We start from the raw sequence: 16010 nt of genomic DNA, 5'->3' as shown, positions 1-16010 counted from the left end.
AATATTATATAAAGTGATATAATATTGTTTCTTTAATTGTCTTCCTGCGCTGATGAACGACGATCTTCCCGCCGGGCTGCCCGAGCCCGCCCAGATGCGCGCCGCCGCCGAATCGGCCTGCGCGCTGCTCAAGGTGCTATCGAATCCCGACCGGCTGCTGCTGCTCTGCGAACTGTCGCAGGGCGAGTGCTGCGTGAGCGATCTCGAGACGAGGCTGGACATCCGCCAGCCGACGCTGTCGCAGCAGCTCGGCGTGTTGCGGGACAACGCGCTGGTCCGGACGCGCCGCGAAGGCAAGAACATCCACTACTCGCTCGACAGCCCGGCCGCGATCGCGGTGATGGGTGTGCTGTACGAACAGTTCTGCGGCCCGGCCGCGAAGGGGCGGCGCGATGCAGCTTGATGCGCTTCATTTCACGCCGTGGCTGTCGCTGGCCGGCGGCGTGCTGATCGGGCTCGCGGCCGCGTGGCTCGTCGCGTTCAACGGCCGGATTGCCGGCATCAGCGGCATCGTCGGCGGCTTGTTTACGGCGGGCGCCGGAGAGCGCGACTGGCGCGCCGCGTTCGTCGCCGGGCTGATCGTCGCACCGTTCGTGATGCGCATTGCCGGAGCCGGCCTGACGCCGCAGGTCGATGCGGGCTGGTTCGAACTGCTGGCGGCCGGGCTGCTGGTCGGGATCGGCACGCGGTACGCAGGCGGATGCACGAGCGGCCACGGGGTTTGCGGGATGTCGCGCGGCGCGCTGCGTTCGGTGGTCGCGACGGCGACCTTCATGGTCGCGGGCTTCGTGACCGTATTCGTGCGGCGGCACGTGCTGGGAGGCTGACATGCAGGCAGGATTCGCGTTTCTGGCCGGGCTGCTGTTCGGCGTCGGCCTCATCGTGTCGGGCATGGCCAATCCGCAGAAGGTGCTCGGCTTTCTCGACCTGGCGGGCAGTTGGGATCCGTCGCTCGCGTTCGTGATGGCCGGCGCGACGGGCGTGGCCGTGTTCGCGTTCGCGTGGGCGAAGCGCCGGACGCGGTCGTGGCTCGGCTTGCCGATACAGTTGCCGGCCGTGCGGGCGATTACCGTGCGTCTGGTCGCCGGAAGTGCCATGTTCGGCATCGGCTGGGGGATTGCCGGGTTCTGCCCGGGGCCCGCGATCGTGTCGATCGGCTTCGGGGCGGCCAAGGGGATCGTGTTCGTCGTCGCGATGCTGGTCGGGATGGCGGTATTCGAGTGGATCGAGCGCCACCGAAACGCGCGGTGAGGGTGGCCGCGCGTGGCGGACAGGCTGCGGCGGTCGTGGCGGCTGTCGAAACGCTCGGCCGCCTCATACGCGAGGCCGCGGCTGCTGCGTAAGCGCGGCGGCTGCCGGCCGGGCTCGCGCATTCGCGATCGCTCCGGCTTGCAGCGCCACCGCGGCGGGGCCGGACGCCGCCATTTCAGCGGCCGGCCGAGTGCGTGGCGAGGTGCTGGCGGATCAGCGACAGGTAACGATCGCCGACCGAGAAATCGCGGGCGGCGCGCGGCCGGTCGGCCTGGCGCAGCGTGGCCGGCGCACTCATGCCCAGATACCGGCATACGGCGGACGGAAAGGGCTTGCGCGTATGCCCGAGCTGGCGAGCCGCGCGCTCGACGCGGGTGTCGCCGACCTGGGTGCGAAGCCACGCCAGCACTTGGCGATCGGTTTCGTTGACGATACGGACCAGATGTTCCATCGCGCACCTCACTGTTCATAAATACAGTACTGTAAATATAACCAGTATTCGAGGCGACCGCAAGCGGGCGCGCATGCGGCTGGCCGTTCGGCCAGGGTCAGCGCGCCTGCGCGGCGGTTCGGGTGATCCGGGCGGTGGGCGCCGCGGCGGCGATGCCCGTATAGCGTGCGTCGGTCAGCGTGCCGAGGAACGCGACGATGTCGTCGATTTCCGCGTCGGACAGCGCGGGCGGCGTGCCGGGCCGGCGGTTCATCGGCGTCGAGTTGACGTTGATGTTGCCGCGATAGGCGGCCGGCACGTCGTCGAACGTCCCGGCGCCGTGATACCAGAAGCCGGGGTCGGTCGAGCGCGTGTTGTAGAACGCGACCGCATCGCGCAGCGTCGTGAATACGCCGTTGTGCATGAACGTCTGCTTGACCGCGACGTTGCGCAGCCCCGGCGTGCGCAGGTAGCCGCACCATTGCGTCGGCTCGGGCCAGCGCAGCCGCCGCGCGGTGTCGCACAGCCCGTTGTCGAAATGGCGCGGATCGCGGTTCGCCGGCAGCGCGCGGTTGCGCGGCACCGCGATCGCGTCGTAGCCGAAATCGGTGAAGAGCGAGCGCTCCGGGCGGCTCGACGTCTCCGACAGCGTGTGGCAGGTCATGCAGTTGCCCTTGTCCGGATTCCGGAACAGCGCGAGGCCGCGCATCTCGGCCGGCGCGAGCGGCTTGCGCGTGCGCAGGAACGCATCGAAGCGCGACGTGAACGGCGCCATCTCGTCGCTCTGCAGATAGGCCTCGACGGCCGAACCCAGCGCGCGCACCAGTTGCTCGGGATCGCGCCGCACCGGCGCGCCGAAGCGTGCGGCGAGATCGGGCGCGAGTTCGGTTGCATTGACCTTGCGCAGCAGCGCGGCCGGCGACCGGTTGTTCATCTCGTTCGGATCGAACAGCGGCCCGCGGATCTGCTCGGCGAGCGTATCCGCGCGGCCGTCGCTGAACAGGCCGCCGAACGGCGACGGCGCGGGCGCATCGTCGTCCTGATAGAAGTGGCGGCGCGGCACGTAGCGCACATAGAGCAGCGACGGCGCATTGCGCTGGCTGAAGCGCCCGCGCCGGCTGCCTTCCGGCACGCCGGGCCCCGCGAGCGAAGCCGCCGACAGCGACGGCGCGAACGCGCGGCCCGGATCGTGGCAGCCCGCGCACGACATGCCGCGCGGCTCGGACAGCCGCGGGTCGAAGAAGATCCGGCGGCCGAGCGCGACGAGCGTCGGGTCGGGTGCGAAGCGCGCGGTGGCCGCATCGACCTTGCCCGTTACCTGCGGCGTGCCGTTGCCGATCGTGTCGACGACGCGCGACGGCGGCGCGCCGGGGAGCAGAACCGTTTCGGACGGCGCGGCGTGGGCCGCGAGCGCCAGGCAGGCGAGCGTCGCGGCCGCAAGCGTGCGGACCGTTCGCCGGCTGCGCGCGGCAGCGGAACCCGAAGCCGGAACCGAACCTGTGCGCTGCCGTGTTTCCACCGTCAGCGCGCGCCAATCGACCGCACGCATCAAACCGCCATCCCGTCGAACCTTGTCACTCACGGCGCAATGAACCCCGTCTTGTCGCAGGCGAGCGTCGTGCCCGACTGGTTGCACGACGCGAGCAGCTTGCCTGCCGCCGAATACGCATGGAACACCCAGCCCGTCGCCGGTGCGGCGCGGCGCTCCATGATCAGGAAGCCGAAGCTGTTGTTGTGCGACAGCCGCTCGATCACGGCGCCCGGTGCGGGCGTCAGGCCGGCCGGGAACGGGTCGGGCAGCGCGACGTCGAGGTTGTCGCCGCCGTTGCCGGACACGATCGTCGCCGGGTGTCCGGACGAGAAGTTGATCGCCTGGAAGTCGTGCACGTGCCCGTGCAGCGCGACGTGCACGCCGGGCGGGTAGTACGCCTGCGCGTTGAGGCTCGACATCACCGACTGCAGCGCGAGGTTGCCCGGCGCGGGCGTGCTGCCGGCGATCGGCGCGAACGCGAGGATCGGATGATGGTTCGTGAAGATCGTCGTCGTCATGCCGGCCTTCGATGCGAGCGACGCCACCGTCTGGAACTGCTTCTGGTAGATGCGGAATTGCGCGTCGGTCGTCTTGAGCGGCGTGCGGCCGACCTTCGCCGTGTCGAACACGATTACCTGCGAGCCGCTGCCGAGCGACACCGCATAGGGTTCCGAGTAGTTTGCGTCGTTGTCGTTGGCCGGATCGTCGCACGAGCGGGCGGCCGAATACGGGCGCGGATCAAGGAAGCGGAACCAGCCCTGGCCCGCACGCGCGCATTCCTCGTGGTTGCCGCGCACGACGACCCACGGCGCCTTCGCGAGCAACGGCGCGGCCGGGCGGAACAGGTCGGCCTGCCACGTATCCCAGCCATAGCCCCACGGGCTGTCCTTGCAGCCGGCGATGTCCGGCGGGCAAGCGTTCTCGCGATAGTGGTAGTCGCCGATGTGCAGCACGAGATCGGGCGACAGCTTCGCGACGCTGGCCGCGATCGTGTCGAGCGGCCAGACCGTCGCGTCGTTGCACGCCTGCCATGCGTTGTCGGCCTTCTTCATCCGGCAGCCCGTGTCGGCGATGATCGCGATGCGCTGCGGCTGCGCCTTCGGCAGCGGCAACGTGCGGCCCGCGACGCTCGCCGCCTGCGCATCGGCCGGCAACGTTGCCTCGCACACGGATACCGGGAAGCTCGACGGCTTCGAATCGGAAGGGTCGCTGGCGGTCGGCCGCTGGGCCAGGGTCGCGGCGCCTGCGCGCAGCGCCATGCGCGACAGCTTGCCGTCGACGGTCAGTTGCGGACACAGCGGCTCGCTCGTCGACACGGGGCTGTAGTTCGTGATGACGCGCGCGATCGCCTGATTCGCGTCGCCGATCTCGACCCATGCGGCCTGGACGTTGATCGACGCACTGGCTGGATCGGCCGGCGTATCGATGTGATTCGAGCAAGCGGACAGCGCGGCGAGGGCAACAAGGGGGGCGCAGCGCGCGAGCAGTGCGCGCGGGAGGAGTCGTCGCATGGGAGGCACCGTAGGAAAGTCGTCAACGATACGCAACACGAATGTAAGAAATATGAAAAGCAGGGCGCTCGCATAAGGGCCGGGCGCCGGGCATTGCGGCGGCGGATTGCGGCCGGGCCTTGACCTCAAGCCGGCTTGAAGCAGCACAGTCCGGTTCAGGATCAATGAACCAGAAGGGGAATCGACGATGGAAACCAACCGGCCCAACGACGAACAAGCCGCGCTGTGGAACGGCCCGTCGGGGCGTGCATGGGTCGATGCACAGGCGCCGATCGACCGGATGTTCGAGCCGTTCGAGACGCTGCTTGCGGATGCGGCGACTGCGTCGTCTGCGCGCAGCGTGCTCGACGTCGGCTGCGGCACGGGCGCGGTCACGCTTGCGATCGCGCGGCGGCTCGGCGCGAACGCGCAATGCTCGGGCATCGATATTTCGGCCTGGATGATCGACGCCGCGCAGGCACGCGCGGAACGCAGCGGCCTTCGCGCCCGCTTCGTGCGCGCGGATGTGCAGACGCATGCGTTCGCGCCCGCGAGCGTCGACCTGATCGTGTCGCGCCTGGGCGTGATGTTCTTCGACGATCCGGTCCGGGCTTTCGCGAATCTGCGGCACGCGGCGCGGCCAAACGCGCAGATGCGGTTCGTCGCGTGGCGCAGCGCGGCCGACAACCCGTTCATGACGACCGCCGAGCGGGCCGCCGCGCCGTTGCTGCCGAACCTGTCCGCGCGGCGGCCCGGCGCGCCGGGGCAGTTCGCGTTCGGCGACCGGCAGCGGATCGCGGCGGTGTTGTCGGACAGCGGCTGGGCCGACGTGGCAATCGAGCCGGTCGATAGGGCGTGCGCGCTGCCCGAGCCCGCGCTGGACGACTACATCGCGCGGCTGGGCCCGGTCGGGCTCGCGCTGCTGGAGACGGACGCAGCGACGCGGCGGCGCGTGGTCGATACGGTGCGTGCCGCGTTCGAGCGTTACCTGCACGGCGCGGAGGTGCGCTTCGACGCGGCGTGCTGGCTGGTGACGGCGCGCGCGACGTCCGCATGAGGCGTTGCGATAAAAAGCGAATAAAGAAAAGGGGCGGCGGCCGCCTGTTCGCCCCGCACGTTGCCGTTCGCGCGTGACGAAGCCGGGCCGCGCGACGCGCACCCGTCAGCGTCGCCGCGCGCGCAGCATCAGCCACGCGCAACCCGCGGCAACCAGCACGAGGCCGAGCAGGACGGCTTCGACGCCGAGCGCGAAACCGGGCGGCATTTCGCCGCTGTTCGGCACGGGCGACAGGTTGCCGCCCATCGCGATGGCGCCGCCGGCCAGCAGCGCCATGCAGACGATCCAGTAGACCTTGGCGCTCGGCGCCGCGGCCCGGATCCGCCACAGCGCGACGCCGGCTCCGCCGAGGTAGAGCACGGCGAGCGTGCCGAGCGCGACGACGTCGGCGGCGCGATCGTGCAGAAGCCCGTTCATCGCGCGGCTCCGTCGGGCACGGCAAACCGGCGCGGCGTAGTCGCGGCTGCGACTGCAGCGTGCGCGTTCACTCGGCCTCCGTCGCGTGCCCCGGCGCGCGGCTCAGCAGATGCGTGCGCTGGTCGGCCGCGAGCGACACGTAGCGTTCGTACTGGCGCAGCACGTCGGCGATCACTTCGTCGCCGCGCAGGTATTCGACGTCGTAGCCGAGCCGCCCGTCCTCGAAGAACGTGACGATTCCGTACACGTGCGCACGCGCCGCTTTCGGCTCGGCCGCCTCGCGCACCAGGAACGCGGCCGCGGATTTCACCGTTACGCGCACGCCGTACACGAAATCGCGGTGTTCGGCGGTCGGCACGGTGAGCCGCACGGCGTCGTCGCTGTCACGTTGCACGTGCGCATCGACGCCGCTCGCGCGCAGTTCATCGGCGACTTTGCGCAGCGCGGGCTCGACCGTCTCGGCGACGAACTGGCGCGCCTCGACCTCGGTCGTCTGCCGCAGAATGTGCGTCAGGCGGTGGCGCCAGTGCTGGCCGGTCCAGAAGCTTGTCGCGGGCGCGACGTCCTGCGAGTAGTGCGCGCGGTCGGCCGCGAGCCCGCGCCACAGCCCGTAGCAGAGCGCAAGCATGATGATGGCGACGGGCAGCGCGGCGATCAGCGTCATCGCCTGCAGCGCGCCGAGCCCGCCTGCGACGAGCAGCACCGAGGCCGTCACGCCGAGCAGCGCGGCCCAGAACAGCCGCTGCCAGACGGGCGAGTGCGCGTTGCCGCGCGTCGCGATCTGGTCGATCACGAACGCGCCCGAATCGGCGGACGTCACGAAGAACACCGCGATCAGCACGATCGCGACGATCGACAGCAGTTGCGGCAGCGGCAGGAAATCGAAGAAGCGGAACAACAGCGCGTCGACGTTGGTGGCCGTTTGCGCGAGCGCGCCTGCCGCACCGTGCGTATCGAGCCAGATCGCGCTGTTGCCGAACACGGTCATCCAGACGAGGTTGAACGCGGTCGGCACGAGCAGCACGCCGATCACGAACTGGCGGATCGTGCGGCCGCGCGAGATGCGCGCGATGAACATGCCGACGAACGGCGACCACGATATCCACCACGCCCAGTAGAGGATCGTCCAGCCGCCGAACCAGCCTTCCTCGCGCGGCGGCGCGTAGGCGTACGTGCGGAACGACAGGTCGACGAGGCTCGACAGGTACTGGCCGATGTTGTCGCCGAGCGCACGCAGCAGGAATGCCGTCGGGCCCGCGACGACCACGAATGCGAGCAGCAGGAACGCGAGCAGCAGGTTCAGTTCGGACAGCCGCCGCACGCCCTTGTCGAGGCCGGTCGCGGCCGACACGCCCGCGAGGATCACGACGACCGCGACGAGCCCGATGCGAAACACGTTGCTGCCCGTGTCCCAGCCGGCGACCGTATGCAGGCCCGCGCTCAGCTGCATCACGCCGTAGCCGAGCGTCGTCGCGATGCCGGCGACCGTGCCGACCAGCGCGAACGCATCGACCGTGTGGCCGATCCAGCCGTTGATGCGCTCGCGCAGCACGGGATACAGCCCCGAGCGCAACGTCAGCGGCAGGTTGTAGCGAAAGCCGAAGTACGCGAGCACGAGCCCCATCAGCCCGTAGATTGCCCACGCATGGAAGCCCCAGTGGAAGAAAGTCATCAGCATCGCTTCGCGCGCGGCGGCGGGCGTGCCGGGGTCGACGGTCGGCGGTTTCAGGAAATGCTGCATCGGCTCGCCGACGCCGAAGTACATGAGGCCGATGCCCATGCCGGCCGCGAACAGCATCGCCGTCCACGACACGAAGCTGAATTCGGGTTCGGCGTCGTCGGGGCCGAGCCGGATGTTGCCGAAATCGCTCGCGGCGATCAGCACGAGAAACACGAGGAAGCCGGTGACGACCAGCACGTAGAACCAGTCGAAGCGCGCGATGACCCATTGCTGGCCGGCGGAGAACAGCGCGCCGGCTTCGCTCGGGCGCAGCGCGCACACGACAAGCAGCGCGCCGATGACCGCGAGCGCGGGCACGACGACCTGCGGCTTGAATGTTGTGCGGGGCGAGGAACGGGAATCTGGCATGGCTGGCATCCAGTTGTGGGCGCAACGAGGCGCGACGCCGCCCGGCGCGCTTCGTTGCGCGTCGGACCCTGATACGGCGTGCGTCGAGTGTACCGCGGTGTCAGGACTGCAAGAAGGGGCATGCAGAAGAGATAAACCTGACGAATTGTAAGGTATCGGGCTGATCGAGAAAACCCGCGCGACTTGCGCGGCGGGCGGACGGGACGCGGAAAACGCTGCGGCGGCCGTGCATCGGGTGCCCGGACGGCGCGCACGGCATGCGCATCGTCCGGGGCAGAGGCAGCGCGCTGAAGGCACTGCCGTGCGGGTTCAGAACGTGACGGCGATCCCGGCCATGCCGACGAACTGGCCGTGCGTCGTCGACGGCGTGAGCTGCTGCGAATCGCCGACGATCGGCGCCGCGTCGATGACGTGGCCGGCGCCTTGCGCGCCGAGCGTCTGCCCGCTCGAATGCGTGTAGGCCTGCAGCGCATAGAGCGTCGTGCGCTTCGACAGGCTGTACGACTCCTTCAGCGAAACCTGCTGGTAGCGGGCCGCGCTCGCGACGCCGTTCGCTTTCGACGCGAGCGTGTACGCGAACGCGCCGGCCACCGAGAACGTCGGCGTGAAGCGGTACGCGGCGAGCGCGCCGTAGGTGTTGAACACGACCGTGTCCGTGAATGCGGAGCCGTTGCCGGGCAGGTACTTCACGTTCGAATAGTTGACGCCCATCGTCAGGTCGCCGAGCGTGTAGTTGCCGGCCGCCGCGATCTGTTCGACAGCCTTCGCGGTCAGGTAGCCCTGGTTCAGCACGGACACCGCGAAGCTGCCCGACGACGCGGTGGCCGGGTTCAGGAAGCCCGCGGACGAGCCCGAGCTGTTGATGCGCAGGTAGCCCGCCGCGATCCCGATCGGCCCGTTCGCGTAGCGCAGTGCGGCGCTGAACGTGTTGCCCTTGCCGGTCGCGCCGGCAATGCCGCCGAATGCGTACATCGCGCTCGCGGTCAGCCCGGCGAAGGTCGGCGACGTATAGGTGACCGAGTTGTTCACGCGGATCGTCGTGTCGAGGCCGTCGATGTCGCCCGGATGCGCGCCCGTCGCGCCGGTCAGCCAGCTGCTCGACGCGTACGGGCCGACGAGCAGGAAGTAGGGGGTGTACTGGCGGCCGGCCGTCAGCGTGCCGTAGCGATCGTTGCGCAGGCCGACGAATGCCTGGCGATTGAACATCGTGCCGGCGGCGGCCTGCGCGCCGTTGTTCAGGTTGAAGCCGGACTGCAGGTCGAAGATCGCATGCGTGCCGCCGCCGAGATCCTCGTCGCCGCGCAGCCCGAACTTCGACGCATACAGGTTGCCGTCGCGCATGTACACGTTCGAGTGGCCCTGCTGGTTGTTCACGTACGCGAGCGAATCGTCGACGACGCCGTATAGCGTCACGCTGCTTTGCGCATGGGCGGCGGATGCGCCGAGCGATGCGGCCGAAAAAATCAGGATTGCATATCGATTGCAAGGTGATTTCATTGTAGATCTCCAAGTCTCATCAAAGGGGGGCGGGAGGCTGCAAGCCTCCTCTGTGGTTGAGCGGCAGGCCGCACGAACGGCCCGCCCGATCGGTATGGGGCGCGTCAGCCAGCGAACGCGACGACGATGCGGCGCCATGCGCCGTCCTGCGCGTCCTGCTCGACGCGCGCGCCGCGGACGGCGACCGGGCCTTGCAGCGACGCGGGCAGCAGGATCTCGACGCGGTCGGCCGGGCGGCCCGGGCGGCCGTCCCAGCGGACCGACACGCCGAGCACGCCCGACGCCTCGCGGCCGGTCTCGATCCGCCACAGTCCGTATTCGCCGTCGCGCCACGCTTCAGTCTCGCCGTCGTCCTCGACGCATTCGCCGTACGCGACGCCGTCCTCGATGCGCGGCGCGACGAGGAAGCCGCGCGTGTCGGCACGTGCGCCGAAATGCTGTTCCGCGACGTTCAGCGGCAGCACGCGGCCTTCGCGCAGCAGCATCACCGGCGTGTCGAGCGGCGCGGGCAGCGTCACGCTCGCGCCGCCGTCGAACGATTGCGCGCTCGCGCAGCACATCCAGCGTGCGCCCGACGGCAGGTACACCGTGCGCTCCGCGCGGCCGGGATCGACGACCGGCGCGACGAGCAGCGCGTCGCCGAGCATCATGTCGTCGCACTCGTCGTAGCAGCGCGCGTCGCCGGGGAAATCGGCGAGGGTCGGCCGCAGCACGGGCTCGTAGCGCGTCGTCGACAGCCACAACAGGTGATAGAGATAAGGCAGCAGCCGGTAGCGCTGCTTGATCAGCGATGCGATCTGCGCGGTGATCTCCGGATACATCCACGGTTCGTTGACGGTGCCATCGTCGTTCCACGAATGGATGCTGAAGCGCGGCATGAAGATGCCGAACTGCACCCAGCGCAGCAGGAGCTCGGGCGACGGCGCGGGCCCGGAGAAGCCGCCGATGTCGTGACCGATGTTCGACACGCCCGACAGCGCGAGCCCGAGGCCCATCTTCAGGTTGTAGCGCAGCGTTTCCCAGGATGTGAAGTTGTCGCCGGACCAGGTCTGCACGTAGCGCTGCATGCCGGCGCCGCCGGAACGCGACACGAGGAACGGTCGCTGCGTCGGCGCATGCGTGCGCTGCGCTTCGCGCGACGCGCGCATCATCAGCATCGTCTGCAGCACTTTCGCCTCGCGCGCGGGGAACGGCTGGCCGAAGCCGTGCGCGATCGCGTCGGGCGACCAGATCTCGTATTCGTTGTTGTCGTTCCAGGTCGATTCGATCCCGTATTCGAGCAGCGCCGACGTGACCTGCTCGCGCCACCAGCGGTAGGCGTCAGGCTGCGTGAAGTCGAGATACGCGCCGACCTCGTCCCAGAACTGCACCCATGCGGGCTCGCCTGATGCCGAGCGGATCAGCAGCCCGCGCTGCGCGGCGTCGTCGAACGCGGGATGGTCGCGCAGCAGGCACGGCTTGATGTTCGCGCACAGGCGGATGCCGTGGTCGCGGTAGTGCTTCACGAAACCCTTCGCATCGGGAAACTTGTCGCGGTTCCAGTTGAACACGTAGCGCTTCGCGCCGATCGACGTATAGCCCGACGACAGGTGGAACGAATCGCACAGGATGTCGTGCGCGTCGCACTGCTCGACGAACTGGTTCATCTGCTGCTGCGCGTCCGGTGCATCGGTGTAGCTCATCGTCGAGCCCGAATAGCCGAGCCCCCATTTCGGCGTGCGCGCGGGGCGCCCGGTGAGCCACGTGAAGCGCCGCGCGGCCGCGAGCGGCGTGTCGGGCGACGCGATGAAGTAGTAGTCGAGATCGCCGTGCTCGGCGACGAAGTAGCGGTACGGGCCGTGATAGTTGTCGAGCTCGCGGCCCATGTCGAACGCGCAGTCCGACAGCGTGTCGTAGAAGAGGCCGAACCCCTGGCATGCGTCGGGCGACCACGTGATGTAGAACGGGATGTGCTTGTACAGCGGGTCGGTGTGCTTCGCGCTGTAGCCCATCGCGTCGATGTTGCGCATCTCGAAGCGCGCGCCCGTGCGGTCGAGGTCGCCCGCGCGTTCGCCGAGGCCGAACACCTTGTCGCCGCGCTCGCGGGCGACGTAGTGATACGCGCGATCGTCCCACCAGCCGAAGTTGTACGCCTGCGTCGCGCGGTCGGCGAGCGCGACGCGCCACGCGCCGTCCGCGCCGCGCATCGACCACGTGCAATGGCCGCCTTGCCAGCGCACCGCGAGCCGGATCTGCGCGGTTTCGACGCGCAGGCCGTCGTCGTCTTCGGCGAGATCGTACGCGGGCAGCGCGAAGCCGGTCAGGTCGACGCGGTCGCGCCCGTCGAGCGGTACGTCGTCGAGGCCCGGCGCGATCGACCACGTGCGCGGGTTGCGCGCCGTCGCATCGGGCAGCACGCGCACACGCACGATGTCGTCCTCGAGCACGAAGATCTCGACGGTTGCGCCCGCATCGGACGCGAGCAGCAGGCGGTTCGCGTGCCGGCCGGCGAGGCGGAACACGGGCGGATGAAGAAGCGAAGTCATGAAGGTGTTCCTGTGAGAGCGAAGGTCAGGCGTGCTGGGCGAGCAGGCGTTCCTGCTTCGACTGCCCGCGGATCAGCACCGCGAGCAGCGTGACGCCGATGATGTCGAACAGGCCGAGGCACGCGAACAGCGGCGCATAGCCGATCTTGTCGGCGAGCGCGCCGACCAGCAGCGAGAAACCGAGCCCGCCGATCCACGCGGCCATCCCGGCGAAGCCGCTCGCGGTGCCGACTTCTTCGGCATCGAACACGTCGGCCGACAGCGTGTTGACGAGCGCGGAGATCATCTGGTGCGCGAAGCCGCCGACGCAGAACAGCGCGATGGCCGTGTACGGCGACGACACGAGCCCGATCAGCGCGGGCCCGAGCATCAGCACCGCTCCGAGCGCGACGCCGGCGACCCGCGACCACACGAGCGGCAGCTTGAATCGTTTCACGAGATACGGTGACAGGTAGCCGCCCGCGATGCCGCCGAGGTCGGCCGCGAGAAACGGCATCCACGCGAAGATCGCGATCTGCGCGAGCGCCATGTGGCGCTCGGTCGCGAGGTACAGCGGAATCCAGAAGCTGAAGGTCTGCCATGCGGGTTCGGCGAAGAAGCGCGGCAGCGCGATGGCCCAGAAGCGCCGCGCGGTGACGACGTCGCGAATGCGGCGCTTCGACACGGGCGGCATCGTCGTCTGGCCATCGCGGATCAGCGCACGCTCCTGCGGCGTGATGCGCGGATGATCCGCAGGCGACCGGTATTGCGTGTACCAGAGCGCGGCCCACACGAACCCGAGCGCGCCGGTGGCCATGAAGGCGGCCTGCCAGCCGAACCGCATCGACAGGAACACGACGAGCGGCGGTGCGATCGCGGCGCCGAGCGACGTGCCCGCGTTGAAGTAGCCGACCGCGACGGATTTCTCGCGATCGGGAAACCATTCGGCGACGGCCTTCATCCCCGACGGAATCGCGGCGGCCTCGAACAGCCCCAGAAAGCCGCGCAGGATGCCGAGCGACAGCCAGCCCGACGCGAAGCCGTGCGCGACGCCGACCACCGACCACAGCATCGCGAACAGCGCGAACCCGAGCCGCAGCCCGATCAGGTCGACGACGAACCCGCACACGGGCTGCATGATCGTGTAGCCGATCTGGAATGCGCCGACGATGTACGAATACTGCTGCGTCGAGATCGCGAATACCTGCTTCAGCTCGGGGGCGAGCACCGCGAGGGAATTCCGCGCGAGGTAGTTGAGGATCGTGCCGACACATACGAGCACGATGATCCACCAGCGCAACGCCTTGACTGTCTTCACTGCTGTCTCCTGTCGGGCAGGGCAGGCGCGCGGCGCCTGCCCGATCCATGAGGGCCATCCGTCCGGGATGGCTTGTCTTGTCGATTTGTACGATGTCCGATCTTGATGGGCGCCGGATTTTCCGGTTTATATCGAAATATCGGTGTTCAAGCGAACATTCCGTCGTCATTGAATACGGAAGTTATCTGACGACTGATCATTTTCGAACATCCTATGTTCGAATGCGAATCCGGTCAACGTGAATTTGCGTTCGAACGAACTTGCTCGGGGTTTTCCCGATGGAAGAGTGGCGGCGCGCGCGGAGACGTACGGCGGTCGCATGCCGAAGGCACCGTGCGGTGGGGCTGAGCGATGGCCGAGCGCTCGGTGGGCGCCGGATGGGGCGTGACAACCCTGATGAAAATTTATTTCTTTTCTGGGTCCGGATTGTGTAAATTGATTTTCATCATCCTTGCAACGACCCTTCGCATGACGCCTCTCGTTTCGCACGACGCCAGTCACGACGAACCCGCGATCGCCGAGCGGATCGCGTCGGCGATGCCGTTGATGACGCCGATTCACCGGCGCATGGGCGAGTTCGTGCTCGCGAATCCGTTTCGCGCGGCGACGATGCGAATCGACGAACTCGCGCAGGCCGTGAATGCGTCGATCGCAACCGCGAACCGCTTCGCGAAGGCGCTGGGCTTCGACGGTTATCCGGCGATGCGCGCGGCGCTCGTGCGCGGTTTCGAGGCGACGCTCGGGCCGGTCGAACGGCTGCGCTCGGCGCAGGAGCAGGAGCCTGGCGTACGCGGCGCCGCATGGATCGACGCGGTGTTCGACCAGGCCGTCGCGAACATCGAGAACACGCGCGCGCAACTGGACGCGGCCGATGTCGAGGCCGCGGTCGAGGCGATTGTCGGCGCGCGGCGCGTGCTGATCCTCGGCGCGGGGTCGAGCGCGTTTCTCTCCGGGCTGATGGAGCACGGGCTGTCGGTGTGCCACGACAGCGTGCAGTCGCTGGCGCTGCTTGGCGGCCCTTCGCACGCGGCGCGGCGCCTGTATACGGCCGACTCGCGCGATCTCGTGATCGCGCTCGCGTTTCCGCGCTACGTGAAGGACACGATCGAGCTGGCCCGCCGCGCGGCGGCGCGCGGCGCGCGCGTGCTCGGCATTTCCGACGGCCCGCAATCGCCGCTTGCGCCGATCGCGTCGCTGAACCTGTACGTCAAGGCCGAGCGGCGCTTCGCGGCCACGTCGGAAGCGGCCGTGCTCGCGATGATCGAGGCGTTGATCGACGCGGTCGCGCTGCGCACGCACCGGTCCGCGAAGTCCGCCGCCGAGATGACCGAATTCCTGCTGCCGTGGCTCGTGCAGCCGCAAGCGGCGCTGCCGGCCGCCAACCCTTCTTCCCCCCGTCCGAAAAAATCATGACTTCTCCCGCGATCGTCGCGATTCACGGTGGTGCAGGCACGATCCTGCGCAATGCGATGGATACCGATACCGAACGCCAGTACCGCGCCGAACTGACCGCGATCCTGCAGGCCGCGCAGCAGGTGCTGGCCGACGGCGGCAGCGCGCTCGACGCCGTCACCGTCGCGGTCCGAATGCTCGAGGACTGTCCGCTGTTCAACGCCGGGCGTGGCGCCGTGTATACGGCCGAAGGCAAGCACGAACTCGACGCGGCGGTGATGGATGGCGCGACGCTCGGCGCCGGCGCGATCTGCTGCGCGACGCGCGTGCGCAATCCCGTCCTCGCCGCGCGGCGCGTGATGGAGGCGAGCGAACACGTGCTGTTCGCCGGCGCGGGCGCCGATGCGTTCGCGGCCGCGCAGGGGCTCGAACTCGCGGAACCCGGTTACTTCGGCACCGAATCGCGTCATGCGCAGTGGATCAAGGCGCGAGCGGCGGCCGGCACGATGCTCGACCACGATGCGGCGACGTTCACGTTCGGCTCATCGCAGCCGCAGTCGCAGCCGCAGCCGGCCGAACCGCTCGATCCGGACCGCAAGCACGGCACGGTCGGCGCGGTCGCGTGCGACCTGCACGGCCATATCGCGGCGGCGACGTCGACCGGCGGCATCACGAACAAGCAGCCGGGGCGGGTCGGCGATTCGCCGATCATCGGTGCCGGTTGCTATGCGGACGATGCAACCTGCGCGGTGTCGTCGACGGGTACCGGCGAGATGTTCATCCGGCTCGCGACCGCGTATGACGTCGCCGCGCAGATCGCGTATCGCGGCGCGTCGCTCGCCGACGCCGCGCACGACGTGGTGATGAACAAGCTGCCGCGCCTGGCGGGCCGCGGCGGGATCGTCGCGGTCGACGCGCACGGCAACGTTGCGATGCCGTTCAACACCGAAGGGATGTATCGCGGCTACGCGCGCGTCGGCGAAGCGCCCGTCGTCGGCATCTATCGCGACGACGCGGCCTGATTCCGGATCGCA

General features: G+C 68.8%; 14 protein-coding genes. 6 read left to right on the top strand and 8 right to left on the bottom strand.

Going from position 1 to position 16010, the window contains the following annotated elements; all coding sequences use genetic code 11:
- Nucleotides 1-52 precede the first annotated feature (52 nt).
- Genes CUJ89_RS25555 through CUJ89_RS25545 form a run of 3 tightly spaced genes read left to right on the top strand, consistent with a single transcriptional unit; the run spans nt 53 to nt 1251 of the window.
- Entirely contained in the window at nt 53-403 is a 351-nt protein-coding gene (locus tag CUJ89_RS25555; protein WP_114180155.1) for an ArsR/SmtB family transcription factor, read from the top strand.
- Nucleotides 393-827, top strand: coding sequence for a YeeE/YedE family protein (locus CUJ89_RS25550; protein WP_114180154.1), 435 nt, complete (start codon nt 393-395; stop codon nt 825-827). Before CUJ89_RS25555 ends, CUJ89_RS25550 begins: the two co-directional genes overlap by 11 nt.
- Nucleotide 828: 1 nt before the next feature.
- On the top strand, nt 829-1251 hold the full coding sequence (locus CUJ89_RS25545; protein WP_114180153.1) for a DUF6691 family protein: 423 nt from the start codon (nt 829-831) through the stop codon (nt 1249-1251).
- A gap of 175 nt (nt 1252-1426) precedes the next feature.
- On the opposite strand, the gene CUJ89_RS25540 is transcribed toward CUJ89_RS25545, so the two are convergent.
- The 3 genes from CUJ89_RS25540 to CUJ89_RS25530 all read right to left on the bottom strand — a co-directional run bounded on the left by CUJ89_RS25540 (nt 1427) and on the right by CUJ89_RS25530 (nt 4723).
- Nucleotides 1427-1702, bottom strand: a complete 276-nt coding sequence (locus CUJ89_RS25540) for a hypothetical protein (RefSeq protein WP_114180152.1) — start codon at nt 1700-1702, stop codon at nt 1427-1429.
- A 97-nt stretch (nt 1703-1799) separates the two neighbouring features.
- On the bottom strand, nt 1800-3230 hold the full coding sequence (locus CUJ89_RS25535) for a cytochrome-c peroxidase (RefSeq protein ID WP_236654957.1): 1431 nt from the start codon (nt 3228-3230) through the stop codon (nt 1800-1802).
- Nucleotides 3231-3259: 29 nt separating this feature from the next.
- Complete coding sequence (locus tag CUJ89_RS25530) at nt 3260-4723, bottom strand: metallophosphoesterase (protein WP_114180151.1); 1464 nt, start codon at nt 4721-4723, stop codon at nt 3260-3262.
- A 187-nt stretch (nt 4724-4910) separates the two neighbouring features.
- Here CUJ89_RS25530 and CUJ89_RS25525 point away from each other — a divergent pair, with 187 nt between their 5' ends.
- On the top strand, nt 4911-5759 hold the full coding sequence (locus CUJ89_RS25525) for a class I SAM-dependent methyltransferase (protein WP_114180150.1): 849 nt from the start codon (nt 4911-4913) through the stop codon (nt 5757-5759).
- Between the two features lie 105 nt (nt 5760-5864).
- Here the strand turns inward: CUJ89_RS25525 and CUJ89_RS25520 are convergent, their stop codons facing one another.
- The 5 genes from CUJ89_RS25520 to CUJ89_RS25500 form a co-directional block, all read right to left on the bottom strand.
- On the bottom strand, nt 5865-6176 hold the full coding sequence (locus CUJ89_RS25520) for a hypothetical protein (protein WP_114180149.1): 312 nt from the start codon (nt 6174-6176) through the stop codon (nt 5865-5867).
- Nucleotides 6177-6243: 67 nt separating this feature from the next.
- Nucleotides 6244-8265: a BCCT family transporter gene (locus tag CUJ89_RS25515; RefSeq protein ID WP_114180148.1), complete on the bottom strand. Its 2022-nt coding sequence runs from the start codon at nt 8263-8265 to the stop codon at nt 6244-6246.
- Nucleotides 8266-8574: 309 nt separating this feature from the next.
- Complete coding sequence (locus CUJ89_RS25510) at nt 8575-9762, bottom strand: porin (protein WP_114180147.1); 1188 nt, start codon at nt 9760-9762, stop codon at nt 8575-8577.
- Nucleotides 9763-9866: 104 nt separating this feature from the next.
- Entirely contained in the window at nt 9867-12287 is a 2421-nt protein-coding gene (locus CUJ89_RS25505) for a glycoside hydrolase family 31 protein (protein ID WP_114180146.1), read from the bottom strand.
- Nucleotides 12288-12312: 25 nt separating this feature from the next.
- A complete protein-coding gene (locus CUJ89_RS25500) occupies nt 12313-13584 on the bottom strand; it encodes an MFS transporter (RefSeq protein ID WP_114180145.1) in 1272 nt (423 codons plus the stop codon).
- A 468-nt stretch (nt 13585-14052) separates the two neighbouring features.
- Between CUJ89_RS25500 and CUJ89_RS25495 the strand changes: the two genes are divergently transcribed.
- The gene (locus CUJ89_RS25495) at nt 14053-14997 is read left to right on the top strand and encodes a MurR/RpiR family transcriptional regulator (protein ID WP_114180144.1); all 945 of its coding nucleotides are present in this window, start codon (nt 14053-14055) and stop codon (nt 14995-14997) included.
- Nucleotides 14994-15998 carry an isoaspartyl peptidase/L-asparaginase family protein gene (locus tag CUJ89_RS25490; protein WP_114180143.1) on the top strand — a complete coding sequence of 335 codons (1005 nt, stop codon included), beginning with the start codon at nt 14994-14996 and terminating at the stop codon, nt 15996-15998. Before CUJ89_RS25495 ends, CUJ89_RS25490 begins: the two co-directional genes overlap by 4 nt.
- The last annotated feature ends 12 nt before the right edge of the window (nt 15999-16010 follow it).

Origin of the sequence: Burkholderia pyrrocinia, assembly GCF_003330765.1 — a bacterium.
Lineage (GTDB): Bacteria > Pseudomonadota > Gammaproteobacteria > Burkholderiales > Burkholderiaceae > Burkholderia > Burkholderia pyrrocinia_B.
This window is presented reverse-complemented; position numbering and strand designations above follow the sequence as displayed.

Excerpts from the sequence above, each read along its gene's own strand:
- CUJ89_RS25555 (WP_114180155.1), top strand. The coding sequence starts at position 53 with ATGAACGACGATCTTCCCGCCGGGCTGCCCGAGCCCGCCCAGATGCGC.
- CUJ89_RS25550 (WP_114180154.1), top strand. The coding sequence starts at position 393 with ATGCAGCTTGATGCGCTTCATTTCACGCCGTGGCTGTCGCTGGCCGGC.
- CUJ89_RS25545 (WP_114180153.1), top strand. The coding sequence starts at position 829 with ATGCAGGCAGGATTCGCGTTTCTGGCCGGGCTGCTGTTCGGCGTCGGC.
- CUJ89_RS25540 (WP_114180152.1), bottom strand. The coding sequence starts at position 1,702 with ATGGAACATCTGGTCCGTATCGTCAACGAAACCGATCGCCAAGTGCTG.
- CUJ89_RS25535 (WP_236654957.1), bottom strand. The coding sequence starts at position 3,230 with ATGCGTGCGGTCGATTGGCGCGCGCTGACGGTGGAAACACGGCAGCGC.
- CUJ89_RS25530 (WP_114180151.1), bottom strand. The coding sequence starts at position 4,723 with ATGCGACGACTCCTCCCGCGCGCACTGCTCGCGCGCTGCGCCCCCCTT.
- CUJ89_RS25525 (WP_114180150.1), top strand. The coding sequence starts at position 4,911 with ATGGAAACCAACCGGCCCAACGACGAACAAGCCGCGCTGTGGAACGGC.
- CUJ89_RS25520 (WP_114180149.1), bottom strand. The coding sequence starts at position 6,176 with ATGAACGGGCTTCTGCACGATCGCGCCGCCGACGTCGTCGCGCTCGGC.
- CUJ89_RS25515 (WP_114180148.1), bottom strand. The coding sequence starts at position 8,265 with ATGCCAGATTCCCGTTCCTCGCCCCGCACAACATTCAAGCCGCAGGTC.
- CUJ89_RS25510 (WP_114180147.1), bottom strand. The coding sequence starts at position 9,762 with ATGAAATCACCTTGCAATCGATATGCAATCCTGATTTTTTCGGCCGCA.
- CUJ89_RS25505 (WP_114180146.1), bottom strand. The coding sequence starts at position 12,287 with ATGACTTCGCTTCTTCATCCGCCCGTGTTCCGCCTCGCCGGCCGGCAC.
- CUJ89_RS25495 (WP_114180144.1), top strand. The coding sequence starts at position 14,053 with ATGACGCCTCTCGTTTCGCACGACGCCAGTCACGACGAACCCGCGATC.
- CUJ89_RS25490 (WP_114180143.1), top strand. The coding sequence starts at position 14,994 with ATGACTTCTCCCGCGATCGTCGCGATTCACGGTGGTGCAGGCACGATC.